Below are 12,083 nucleotides of genomic sequence, written 5' to 3' on the forward strand. Positions count from 1 at the left end.
CGGGCGACACAAAAACCCCGTCAGGACCCCGCCCCGGGCCCACCCGTTCACCGCGATGTCACGCCCCGTCAGCCGTCCCGTCGCCGACAGCGAAATTGCGTCATGTGCGCTGCCTTGACGGTCAGTTGGGCGCTCCCTATGGTCCCCAGGACAAGGGACATCCTACGTCCTTGCCCTCTGGGGGTGACCCATGGCGTACGAGAGCTCGGTGCCGTACCGGGCCGGGACCGAGCGGTACACCAGCGTCCGGGTCCCCGCCGTGGTCCGCGCGCGCCCCGGGGTGCTCACCCCGTTCGCCGGCCTGACCCGCTTCGCTGCAGCTCAGCTCAGCCGCTCGGCTGTGCGCCTCGACCGCGACACCGTCGGACTCCGCTACGGGACCGGCGACTCCAGCGCGTACTCGACGATCACCTTCCGCCGCATCCCCGTGGAGGAGCCGGCATGACCCGCAACCCCGTGCCCCATCCGCCCCGTACGCCCCGCAGAACGGTCCTCGGCGGGGCGGCCGCGCTCGCCGCCGGTCTCGCGCTCGCCGGCTGCGGCGACGGCGGGGACGGCGACGCCGACGCGCCCCAGGAGCGCAAGAAGGGCCAGAAGATCACGCTGACCTTCTGGTCCTGGGTGCCGGGCATCGACAAACCCGTCGACCTGTGGAACCGCAAGAACCCCGACGTCCAGGTCAAGGTCGAGAAGGTGTCGGCCGTCAACGGCGAGCAATACGCCAAGATGCACGCCGCCATCAAGGCCGGCAACCCGCCCGACCTCGGCCAGATCGAGTTCCCCGTCGTCCCCAGCTTCCTGCTCGACAACGGGCTGCTCGACCTCGCCCCGCTCGGCGCCGCCCGCCACAAGGACAAGTTCTTCGGCTGGCAGTGGCAGCAGTCCGTCTTCGGCAAGGGCATCTACGCCATCCCGCAGGCCTCCGGCCCGATGGGCCTGTTCGTCCGCCAGGACCTCTTCGACAAGTGGGGCCTGAAGGCTCCCGGGACATGGGACGAGTACGAGGCCGCCGCCAAGGTGATCCGCAAGAAGGGCGCCTGGATCGAAACCTTCGCCCCCACCAACGGCAACCGCTTCGCCGGCCTCGCCTGGCAGGCCGGCGCCAAGTGGTACGCGACCCACGGCGACACCTGGATCGTGCACATCGACGACGAACCCACCCGCCGGGTCGCCGACTACTGGGAGTCCCTGGTCAAGCAGAAGCTCGTCAAGACCATCCCGGACCGCCAGAACGCCTGGTACAAGGACCTCCAGACCGGCACCATCACCGCCTGGGTGGGCGCCAGTTGGGGCGACGCCCTGCTGGTCGGCAACGCACCGGGCACCAAGGGAAAATGGCGGGCCGCGCCGCTGCCCCAGTGGAAGGCCGGCGACCGGGTCTTCGCCAACTGGGGCGGCTCCACCACCGCCGTCTTCGCCAAGGCGAGCTACCCCAAGGACGCCCTCGACTTCGCCGTCTGGCTCAACACCGACCCCGCATCGATCGCCCTCCTGATCGCCGGCGGCTACGGCTTCCCCAGCGCCAAGCAGGGCTACGCCACCGACGCCCTCGACGCCGACAAGGCCTTCTTCGGCGGCCAGGCGTACAGCAAGGTCTTCGCCGACGCCGGCGCACACGTCGACACCAGCTGGCGGTGGGGCCCCGGCGTGGACACCCTCTACCAGCGGCTCGGCGACGCCTTCACCGACGCCCTCGCCGACGGCAGCTCGTTCCGCGCGGCCCTCACCAAGGTGCAGCGCCAGACACTGTCCGACCTCCAGGGCAAGGGCCTGAAGGTGGAGAGCGGCGGGTGAGCCGGGACACCCTCGGCCGCACCGCGCCGGCCACCGCCCGGCGGCCGGACCCGCCCGGCCGCCGACGGCGGGTCTCCCGCACCGAGGCCCGCAACGCCCGCGCCGCCGCCGGCTTCGTCCTGCCCTTCCTCGCCCTCTTCGGCCTCTGCTTCCTCGCGCCCATCGGGTACGCCGTCCAGCAGAGCCTGCACCGCACCGAACGCACCGGCCCGCTCGGCCTCGGCGGCCACGAACACGAGGCGTTCGCCGGCCTCGCCAACTACACGCACGCCCTCGCCGACGAGCGGTTCCTGGCCGGCTTCGGCCGGGTGCTGCTCTTCGGCGCCGTACAGATCCCGCTGATGATCGCGCTCGCCACCACCCTCGCCCTGCTCCTGGAGAGCGCCAGCGCCCGCGGCATCGCCTTCTTCCGCAGCGCCTTCTTCCTGCCCTACGGCGTGCCCGGCGTGATCGCCTCCATCCTCTGGGGCTTCCTCTACGTCCCCGGCATCAGCCCGCTGGTGAAGATCGCCGACGCGGCCGGCTGGGACGTCGACTTCCTCTCCCGCGGCACCGTCCTGTGGTCCATCGCCAACATCGTCACCTGGCAGTTCACCGGCTACAACATGCTGGTACTGATCGCCCAGCTGAAATCCGTACCCGGCGAGCTGTACGAGGCGGCCCGGATCGACGGCGCCTCCGCCTGGCAGGTCGCCCGGCACGTCAAGCTCCCGCTCATCCGGCCCGCGCTCGTCCTCACCACCGTCTTCAGCATCATCGGCACCCTCCAGCTGTTCGCCGAGCCGATGGTGCTGCGCCCGCTCGCCTCGTCCATCGACTCCGGCTTCACCCCCAACCTGCACGCCTACAGCGAGGCGTTCGTCGGCAACGACCCGCACGTGGCGGCGGCCGAGGCGGTGCTGCTCGCGCTGGTGGCGTGCGCGCTGTCGTTCGGCTTCCTGCGGCTGGTCGGCGGGCGGACGAAGGAGCGACGCCGATGAACCGGCCCACCGCGCACCCCCGGACGACCCTGCCGCCCGTCCGCTACCGGATCATCACCGCCTCCCTGCTGACCGTCGCCGCGCTGTACTTCCTGGTGCCCGTCTACTGGCTGGTCGTCTCCACCACCAAGAACAGCGCCGAACTCTTCGGCACCTTCGGCTTCTGGTTCGCCGGCCACCCCGACCCCCTCGGCCACCTCGCCGACGTCCTCACCTACGACCACGGCATCTACGCCCGCTGGTTCGCCAACTCCCTGCTCTACGCCGGGATCGGCGCGGTCTGCGCCACCCTGCTGTCCGCCGCGGCCGGCTACGCACTGGCCAAATTCCCGTTCCCCGGCCGGGAGGCGGTCTTCAACCTCGTCCTCGCCGGCGTCCTCATCCCCGGCACCGCGCTCGCCCTCCCGCTCTACTTCCTCTTCAGCGCGATGGGCCTGGCCAACACCTACTGGGCGGTGCTGATCCCGAGCGTGGTCAGCCCGTTCGGCGTCTACCTCTGCCGGATCTACGCGACCGCCGCGGTCCCCGACTCGCTGCTGGAGGCGGCCCGGATCGACGGCGCGGGAGAGGCCCGGATCTTCGCGGGCGTGGGCCTGCGGCTGATGACCCCGGCACTGGTCACCGTCTTCCTCTTCCAGTTCGTCCACATCTGGAACAACTACTTCCTGCCGCTGGTCATGCTCTCCGACTCCGACCTCTACCCCATCCAGCTGGGCCTGACCAGCTGGACCGGCTACGCGGACCGGCAGCCGGTGCTCTACCAGTACACGGTGGGCGGCGCGTTCCTCTCCGTGGTGCCGCTGATGGTGCTGATGACCGTCCTGCAGCGGTACTGGCGCACGGGGCTGACGGAGGGCAGCGTCAAGGCGTGATCCCGGCGGCCGCGCCACCACCCGCTCACCGGCCCGCGCCCGGCCACACCCGCGTGACAGGATCGCTGTCATGACTACTCCTGACGATGCCCAGTCCCCGAACGCCGCGACCCGCGCCAAGGCCGCCCTCCAGCGCGACCCGTGGGACCTCCCGGACGTGTCCGGTCTCGTGGTCGGTGTCCTCGGCGGCACCGGCGACCAGGGCCGCGGCCTGGCCTACCGGCTCGGCCGGGCCGGCCAGAAGGTGATCATCGGATCCCGGGCCGCCGAGCGCGCACAGACCGCCGCCTCGGAACTCGGCCTCGGCATCGAGGGCGCGGAGAACGCGGAGTGCGCGCGCCGCAGCGACATCGTGATCGTCGCCGTGCCCTGGGAGGGCCACGCCAAGACGCTCCAGGCCCTGCGCGAGCCGCTGGCCGGCAAGCTCGTGATCGACTGCGTCAACCCGCTGGGCTTCGACAAGAAGGGCGCCTACGCGCTGAAGCCCGAGGAAGGCAGCGCGGCCGAGCAGGCCGCCGCGCTGCTGCCGGACTCCCGGGTCACCGCGGCCTTCCACCACCTGTCCGCGGTACTGCTCCAGGACCCCGGGGTCGAGCAGATCGACACCGACGTGATGGTCCTCGGCGAGTCCCGCGCCGACACGGACCTGGTCCAGGCGCTGGCCGCCCGCATCCCCGGCATGCGCGGCGTCTTCGCGGGCCGCCTGCGCAATGCACACCAGGTGGAGTCACTGGTGGCGAACCTGATCTCGGTGAACCGCCGCTACAAGGCGCATGCGGGGGTCCGCCTTACGGATGTTTGATCCCCCCACGTACCTGGCTTTCCCGCCGCGGGGCTCGCCGTTGCGCGCTTTGCGGTGCCTCCCACGTACCTGGCTTTCCCGCCGCGGGTCGTCTCGCCGTTGCCGCTTTGCGGCGCCCCCCGCACGTACCCGTCTGCGGCGCCGCGGGGCTCGCTCGCCGTTGCGCCTGCGGCGGGCTAGGTGGGTGTTGGGTGCGGTGACGGACCTCCGGGGCCGGTGTTTGGGACTGCTGACGCTTTACGTCCCAAACACCGGCCCCTCCGGCCCGTCCCCTCCCGTTGGGGGAGTGTGCGGGTAAGTGGGGGCGCGCGTTGTGGCACGTACACCTGACGTCGCCAGTAAGCGGGAATACCTCCCCGGCGCGCCCAGTTGTGGCCCCGCAGGGGGCCCTCACGACCCTTACGGGATCTGTTCGACCGTCCCCTACGGGTCCGCAGGCCCCCTTGTACCCCTAACGCCCACCCCCACCGCCCTCTTCCCACTCCCCCAACGGGAGGGGACAGACCGGAGGACGAAGTCTGTAGGGCTGTCACCGCACCCAACACCCACCCAGCCCGCCGCAGGCGCAACGGCGAGACGACCCGCGGCGCCGCAGACAGCCACGTGCGGGGCGCCGCAAAGCGCAACGGCGAGCGAGCCCCGCCGCGGGAGAGACGAGTACGTGCGGGGGCGCCGCAAAGCGCAACGGCGACCAAGCCCCGCGGCGGGACAGCCAGGTACGTGGGAAGCACCGCAAAGCGGCAACGGCGGGACAGCCAGGTACGTGGGGCGGAGGCCATGCGCAGCGCCCCGCGGCGGGACGGCCAGGTACGTGGGGGAGACTAGTCAGGTACGTGGGGGAGACTAGAAGGAACCGTTCGTCCCGACAGGAGCCGATTTCATGCCCCGCCTCGCTCTCATGGCCCTTGCCGTGTGTGTTCTTGCCGTTGCCGCTGCCGTCGTTTCCTTCGTGGAGGGCAGCTTCGTGGGGATCGTGTGGGTGTTGCTGGCCGGTATTTCCAGCAACATGGCGTGGTTCTACGTGCGCAAGGCGAAGATCGAGCGGGAGCAGCAGGCGACCTCCGGCTGAGTCAGGGGAACTGCGGGTCCTGCCAGAAGCGGAAGAGTTCCTGGCCGAAGTAGGTGTCGGGGCGGGAGACGCCCAGGCCGCGCAGGACCGTGTCCACCAGGCCGAAGAAGGCCTGGTTGACCTCGGGGAGCCACAGCAGGGCGAAGACCGCCAGCAGGCCGAAGACCGCGTACGGCTCGATCTGGCGGCGCAGTGCCGGTGGCAGCCAGGGCTCGAGCACGCCGTAGCCGTCCAGACCGGGGACCGGCAGGAAGTTCAGGACCGTCGCGGTCACCTGGAGCAGGGCGAGGAACGCCAGGGCGAAGCGGAACGCGGTGGGGACGCCGGTGAGGCCGTCCAGCCAGAACGGGGCCGTGCAGACCACCGCGAAGGCGGCGTTGGTCAGGGGACCGGCCGCCGAGATCAGGCTGTGCCGCCAGCGGCCGCGGATGCGGGCGTCCTCGATGTAGACCGCGCCGCCCGGCAGGCCGATGCCGTTCACGATCAGGAAGATCAGCGGCAGGATGATGCTGAGCAAGAGGTGGGTGTATTTGAGGGGGTTCAGGGTGAGATAGCCCTTGGCCTCCACCGAGATGTCGCCGCTGTGCAGCGCGGTACGGGCGTGTGCGTACTCGTGCAGGCAGAGCGAGACCAGCCAGCCGGACGTGACGAACGCGAAGACCGCGACGCCGGTGTGCGTACCGAGCGTTCCCTTCCAGACGGCCCAGCCGGACACCGCGAGGACGGCGACGAGCGCGAGGAAGACCGGGCTGATGCGCCGGTCGGCGCGCCGGATGGCGGTGGTCATGGTGCGGGCTCCCGGGGACGGTCTCGGCAGGGGCAGCCCCGACCGTAACCGCGTCGGGGCGGACCGCGCACGGGTGCCGCCGTGTCCGGTCGTCGCCAGGAACGGAAACTCGGTGCAAAGCGGCCTCGGCCCTGAACGACAATGGGCCGGTGCGCTATGGAATTCTCGGCACCGCCCAGGCCGACCGACCCGACGGCACCCCCGTGGCCCTCGGCGGCGCCCGCCTGCGCGCGCTGCTCACCGCCCTCGCCCTGCGCCCGGGCCGGGCGCTGCCCGCCGAGGCGCTGATCGCCGACGTCTGGGGCATGGATCCGCCCGCCGACGCGCCCGGTGCGCTGCAGGCGCTGGTCGGCCGGCTGCGGCGGGCCCTCGGGCATGCCGCGATCGCCTCGGTCGACGGCGGCTACCGGCTGTGCGCCGAGCCCGACGCCGTCGACCTGCACCGCTTCGAGCGGCTCACCGTGGACGGTGGCCGGGCGCTCGCCGACGCCGATCCGGGCCGGGCCGCCGACCTGCTGGACGAGGCGCTGGCGCTGTGGCGCGGCCCGGCGCTCGCCGACCTGCCGGACGCGGGTACCGAAGCGGCCCGCGCGGACAGCCGCCGGCTGGACGCCCAGCGCACCCGCCTCGCCGCCGACCTCGCCCTCGGCCGGGCCGACCGGGCGCTGCCCGCCCTGCTCGCGCTGTGCCGGGAGCACCCCCTCGACGAGCCCCTCCAGGCCCTGCGGCTGCGGGCGCTGCGCGCCGCGGGACGTACCGCGGAGGCGCTGGCCGCCTACGAGGAGATACGCACCGGCCTCGCCGACCGCCTCGGCGCCGACCCGGGCCCCGAGCTGCGGGCCCTGCACGCGGAGCTGCTGCGGCTCGGTGCGGACGGGCCGGCCGCGGCCGTCGAGGAGGCCCAGGTGCCGCCGTCCCGCCCCGCCGGGCGTGGGCCCGGCAACCTCCGTGCCCGGCTCACCTCCTTCGTCGGCCGGGACGCCGATCTCGCGGCGCTCCGGTCCGATCTGGCCGAGCACCGGCTGGTGACCCTGCTGGGCCCGGGCGGGGCGGGCAAGACCCGGCTGTCGCAGGAGGGCGCGGAGAGCGCCGCCGCGGCCCGGCCGGGAGCCTGGCCGCACGGCGTGTGGCTGGCGGAGCTGGCACCGGTGGACGATCCGCAGACCGTGCCCGAGGCGGTACTGACCGCGCTGGGCGCCCGCGAGACCGTCGTCCGCGGCACCACCGCCGAGGGCCTGCGGGCCGCCGCCGACCCGACCGCCCTGGACCCGCTCGGCCGGCTCGCCGAGCACTGCGCGGGACGCCGGATGCTGCTGGTCCTGGACAACTGCGAGCATGTGATCGGTGCCGCCGCCGCGCTCGCCGAGCGGCTGCTGGCCGACTGCCCGGGCGTCACGGTCCTGGCCACCAGCCGCGAGCCGCTGGCCGTACCGGGCGAGGTGCTGCGACCGGTCGAGCCGCTGCCCGACCCGGTCGCGCTGCGGCTGCTGGCCGACCGGGGCGCCGCCGCCCGCCCCGGCTTCCGGATCGACGACGATGTCGCGGCCTGCACCGAGATCTGCCGCCGGCTGGACGGCCTGCCGCTCGCCGTCGAGCTCGCCGCCGCCCGGCTCCGGCTGCTCACCCCCCGCCAGCTGGCCGACCGGCTCGACGACCGCTTCCGGCTGCTGACCAGCGGCAGCCGGACCGTACTGCCCCGGCAGCAGACCCTGCGCGCGGTGGTCGACTGGTCCTGGGACCTCACCGACGAGCCCGAACGGGCCGTGCTGCGCCGGCTGTCCGTCTTCGCCGGCGGCTGCGACCTGGCCGCCGCGGAGGAGGTGTGCGCGGGCGACGGCGTCGAGGAGTACGAGGTCGCCGGGCTGCTGGGCTCGCTGATCGACAAGTCGCTGGTGGTGGCCGCGCCGGCCGGCCAGGGGCGCGGCGTCGGCCACTCCGCTGACGGGACTCTCCCCTCGTCGAGCGGCGCCGGGAGCGCGGGGAACGGTGCCTGGACCGGGAACCAGATGCGCTACCGGCTGCTGGAGACGGTGGGGGAGTACGCCGCGGAGCGGCTGGACGAGGCGGGGGAACGGGCCGGTGCCGAGCGCCGGCACCTCGTCGCCTACCGCGAACTGGCCCGCACCACCGACCCGTTGCTGCGCGGCCCCGGCCAGGGCGCGGCCATGGAGCGGCTGGAGCTGGAGCACGACAACCTGCGCACCGCGCTGCGCCGGGCCATCGCGGCCGGGGACGAGCACGAGGCGCTGTGCCTGGTGCTGTCCCTGCAGTGGTTCTGGTCGCTGCGCGACCACCGCAGCGACGCCCGCCACTGGGCCACCGCGGCCGGCGAGCTCGGCCCCAACCCCTTCCTGACCCCCGTCGAAGAGGCCCCCGCACTGCACCGGCGCCCCATCGACGCCCCGCCGCCGATGCCGCCCGAGCAGCTGGCCGAGGCCCGCCGCGAGGTCCGCCTGGTCGCCCTGACCAGCCGGGACAGCGACATCGAGGCGCTGCGCGACCCGGAGATGCAGGAGGAGCTGGCCGGGGTGCTCGCCGCCTACCACCCCGGACTGCCGCAGACCTGCAAGGTGCCCGGGGTGATGTGGTACTTCGCGGTGCTGCTCACCGGGCGGTTCGACGAACTGGCGGAACTGATCGACGCCGCGGTGGCGGCCTGCCGCGACCACGGCTACAAATGGGAGCTGGCCTACGTCCTGCAGATGCGCTCCAAGATCTTCAACGACCGGCCCGGCGGACTGACCCAGGCGTCCCGCGACGCCGACGAGGCACTGCGGATATTCCGCGCCGCCGGGGACGCCTGGGGCGCGGCCGAGGCCCTGTCCGGGCGCGGCGAGTCCCACGAGAAGCGGGGCGCGTACGAACTCGCGGCGCGCGACTACCGCGCGGCGATGGTGCACGCCGAGGAGCTGGGCGCGCACGGCCAGACCCTGCTGCTGCGCTGCCGGCTGGGTGCCGTGCTGATCGAGGACGGCCAGGCGGAGCCCGGGGAGCGGATGCTGCGCGAGGTGCTGGCCGAGGCCGCGAAGGGCAGCAGCGGCCGGGACACCGAGCCGTTCGCCCGGCTGACCCTCGCGATGTGGCTGTCGGTGAGCGGGCGGCCGCAGGAGGCGCGGGCCGAACTCCACACCGTGCAGGAGCTGTTCGTGCCGCGCGCCCCGGACCTGTTCGCCGGTGTCGTGGAGTCCTCGCTGATCTCGCTGGACATCGAGGAGGGCCGCACCGAGGGGCTGCTGCCGCGCTTCCGGGAGGCCCTCACGCTGATGCAGGACGAGCTGACCCAGATGGTCGCCCCCGACCTGCCGGTGATCCAGCTCCTGACCGGCGCGCGGGTGCTGATGGCCGTACGCGGCGAGGCGGCGGGCCGGGACGCGGCGCGGCTGGTCGGGGCGTACGACGCACTGCGGGCCATCGGCCATGTGCCGACCCTGGTCATCCGCGACGAGCGGGCGCGCACCGAGGAGGCGGCGCGCAAGCTGCTGAGCGACGACGCCTATGCGCGCGCCTACGTTGAAGGCGGCGGCCTCTCCCTCGAAGAGGCCACCGCCCTCATCTGACGCGAGCCGGGCGGAGGCTGCCGCCCCGCAGGGAAGCCCCCTGCGGGGCATGCGTCAGGTCTTCTTGCGGAACTTCGCCACCGCGAGCGGCATGGTGACGGCCGTGATGGCCACCGTCCAGCCGAGGGTGATCAGCGCCGGGTGCGCCACCGCGCCCTGGCCGTTGAGCAGCGCCCGGGCCGCGTCCGCCAGTGTGGAGAGCGGGTTGACCTTGGTGAAGCCCTCCAGCCAGCTGGGCATCGAGGTCGGCGGGGCGAAGATCGACGAGCCGAACTGCAACGGCATCAGCACGATCATCGCCATGCCCTGCACCGCCTGAGGGGTCTTCACCGAGAGCCCCAGCAGAATGAAGATCCACATCAGTGCCGCACCGAAGGCCGTGGACAGCACCACCGCCGCCACGAACTCCAGGATGCTGCCGCGGATTTCGAAGCCGAGCAGGAAGCCCATGCCGAGCAGGATCGCGGTGGCGATCAGCATCCGGCCGATCTCCACGACGATCTTGGCTATCAGGACCGAGGAGCGGGCGATGGGCATCGTCCGGAAGCGGTCCATCACGCCCTTGCGGAAGTCCTCGTTGACGCCGGAGCCGACCGCCATGGCGATGTTCATGCCCATCATCGCCATCATGCCGGGCACCAGCCGCTGGATGTACTCGTGCTGGTTGCCCTTGCCGGCTATCGCGCCGCCGAAGACGTAGGTGAACAGCAGGATGAAGATGACCGGCATCAGCAGGACGTCGAACATCGACTCCGGATCCTGCTTGATCTGCAGGGCGTTGCGCCGTACCAGGGCACCGATGTGCCGCAGATTGCCGCGCAGCCCGATCCGGCCCTCGTCCGTGCCGGGCTTGGTGAGCGGCGCCGTCATCGTCGCGGCAGTCATGCCGATACCTCCGCGTACTGCTGGTCTGCCGTCAGGTCGTGCGACTCGGGGGCGCCGGAGGTCTTCTGGCCCGTGATGGCCAGGAACACCTCGTCCAGGCTGGGCAGATGGGTCGATATCCCGGCGAGCGCGAAGCCGCGGCCGCCGAGCACCGCGACCACCGCGGTCAGCTGCTCGTCGCTGACGATCGGTACGTTGACCACACCCCCGTCGTGGTCAGCCGTCGCGCCCGCGATGCCGTCCAGCCCCGCCTGGGCGATCGCGCCGACCATCCGGTCGAGCTCACCGGGGTCGGCCGGCCGGATCTGCAGGGTCCGCCCGCCGACCTTGGCCTTGAGCTCGTCGACCCGGCCCTCGGCGATCACCCGGCCGCGGTCGATGACCGTCAGCTCGTCCGCCAACTGCTCGGCCTCTTCCATGTATTGCGTGGTCAGCAGGACCGTGGCGCCCTCGCGGACCATCCGCTGGACCTCCTCCCACACCTCGTTGCGGGTGCGGGGGTCCAGGCCGGTGGTCGGCTCGTCCAGATAGAGCACGGCCGGCCGGCCGATCATCGAGGCGGCGAGGTCCAGCCGGCGGCGCATACCGCCGGAGTACTTGGCGGCGGGCCGCTTGGCGGCCTCGGTCAGCGAGAACCGCTCCAGCATCTCGTCCGCGCGGGCGCGGGCGTCCTTGCGGGAGAGGTCGAGCAACCGCCCGATCATGTAGAGGTTCTCCCAGCCGGAGAGCTTCTCGTCGACCGAGGCGTACTGCCCGGTCAGGCCGATCGTGCGGCGCAGCGCGCGGGGCTGGCGCACCACGTCGTAGCCCGCCACCACGGCACGGCCGGCGTCCGGCACAAGGAGGGTGGACAGGCAGCGCACGAGCGTGGTCTTGCCCGCCCCGTTGGGGCCGAGCACGCCGAGTACGGTGCCTTCCTTCACGTCCAGGTCCACTCCGTCGACGGCCTTGACGTCGCCGAAGTGCTTGACCAGACCGCGCACCTCCACGGCGTTGCCGCCCTTGGTGGTCATCGTCTGTCGCGTCATACCGCCAACGGTGCCAGGGCCCACCGACAACGCACCGATATTCCGCCTATAGCGGTGCCTCCCACGTACTTGGCCGTCCCGCCGCGGGGCTCGCCGTTGCCGCTTTGCGGCGCCTCCCACGTACTCGTCTTTCCCGCCGCGATGGTTTCTCGCCGTTGCGCTTTGCGGCGCCCCGCACGTACCCGTCTGCGGCGGCGCGGGTCGTCTCGCCGTGGCGCCTGCGGCGGGCTGGGTTGTTGTTGGGTGCGGTGACGGGCCTCCGGGGCCTTGTTCGTGGACTGCTGACGCTTTACGTCCACGAACAAGGCC

The 12,083-nt window shown here is 72.4% G+C and carries 10 protein-coding genes; 7 read left to right on the plus strand and 3 right to left on the minus strand.

Annotation, left to right across the window (positions count from 1 at the left end; translation table 11 throughout):
- Positions 1-190: 190 nt before the first annotated feature.
- The 6 genes from ACGF4C_RS34440 to ACGF4C_RS34465 all read left to right on the plus strand — a co-directional run bounded on the left by ACGF4C_RS34440 (position 191) and on the right by ACGF4C_RS34465 (position 5,517).
- Positions 191-445, plus strand: a complete 255-nt coding sequence (locus ACGF4C_RS34440; protein WP_393571811.1) for a hypothetical protein — start codon at positions 191-193, stop codon at positions 443-445.
- A complete protein-coding gene (locus ACGF4C_RS34445; protein ID WP_393571813.1) occupies positions 442-1,794 on the plus strand; it encodes an ABC transporter substrate-binding protein in 1,353 nt (450 codons plus the stop codon). The genes ACGF4C_RS34440 and ACGF4C_RS34445 overlap by 4 nt, the downstream gene beginning before the upstream one ends.
- Positions 1,791-2,774: a carbohydrate ABC transporter permease gene (locus ACGF4C_RS34450; RefSeq protein WP_393571815.1), complete on the plus strand. Its 984-nt coding sequence runs from the start codon at positions 1,791-1,793 to the stop codon at positions 2,772-2,774. The genes ACGF4C_RS34445 and ACGF4C_RS34450 overlap by 4 nt, the downstream gene beginning before the upstream one ends.
- Complete coding sequence (locus ACGF4C_RS34455) at positions 2,771-3,646, plus strand: carbohydrate ABC transporter permease (RefSeq protein ID WP_393571817.1); 876 nt, start codon at positions 2,771-2,773, stop codon at positions 3,644-3,646. The genes ACGF4C_RS34450 and ACGF4C_RS34455 overlap by 4 nt, the downstream gene beginning before the upstream one ends.
- 70 nt (positions 3,647-3,716) lie before the next feature.
- On the plus strand, positions 3,717-4,448 hold the full coding sequence (npdG, locus tag ACGF4C_RS34460; protein WP_393571819.1) for an NADPH-dependent F420 reductase: 732 nt from the start codon (positions 3,717-3,719) through the stop codon (positions 4,446-4,448).
- Positions 4,449-5,328: 880 nt separating this feature from the next.
- On the plus strand, positions 5,329-5,517 hold the full coding sequence (locus ACGF4C_RS34465; protein ID WP_393571821.1) for a hypothetical protein: 189 nt from the start codon (positions 5,329-5,331) through the stop codon (positions 5,515-5,517).
- 1 nt (position 5,518) lies between these two features.
- On the opposite strand, the gene ACGF4C_RS34470 is transcribed toward ACGF4C_RS34465, so the two are convergent.
- The gene (locus tag ACGF4C_RS34470; RefSeq protein ID WP_393571823.1) at positions 5,519-6,304 is read right to left on the minus strand and encodes a site-2 protease family protein; all 786 of its coding nucleotides are present in this window, start codon (positions 6,302-6,304) and stop codon (positions 5,519-5,521) included.
- Positions 6,305-6,453: 149 nt separating this feature from the next.
- On the opposite strand from ACGF4C_RS34470, the gene ACGF4C_RS34475 reads away from it, so the two are divergent.
- On the plus strand, positions 6,454-9,861 hold the full coding sequence (locus ACGF4C_RS34475; protein ID WP_393571825.1) for a BTAD domain-containing putative transcriptional regulator: 3,408 nt from the start codon (positions 6,454-6,456) through the stop codon (positions 9,859-9,861).
- A 54-nt stretch (positions 9,862-9,915) separates the two neighbouring features.
- Here the strand turns inward: ACGF4C_RS34475 and ACGF4C_RS34480 are convergent, their stop codons facing one another.
- Positions 9,916-10,746, minus strand: a complete 831-nt coding sequence (locus ACGF4C_RS34480) for an ABC transporter permease (RefSeq protein ID WP_393571827.1) — start codon at positions 10,744-10,746, stop codon at positions 9,916-9,918.
- A complete protein-coding gene (locus tag ACGF4C_RS34485) occupies positions 10,743-11,774 on the minus strand; it encodes an ATP-binding cassette domain-containing protein (protein WP_393571829.1) in 1,032 nt (343 codons plus the stop codon). The genes ACGF4C_RS34480 and ACGF4C_RS34485 overlap by 4 nt, the downstream gene beginning before the upstream one ends.
- Positions 11,775-12,083: the final 309 nt, after the last annotated feature.

Origin of the sequence: Streptomyces sp. NPDC048197, from assembly GCF_043202395.1 — a bacterium.
GTDB classification, from domain to species: Bacteria; Actinomycetota; Actinomycetes; order Streptomycetales; family Streptomycetaceae; genus Streptomyces; species Streptomyces siderophoricus.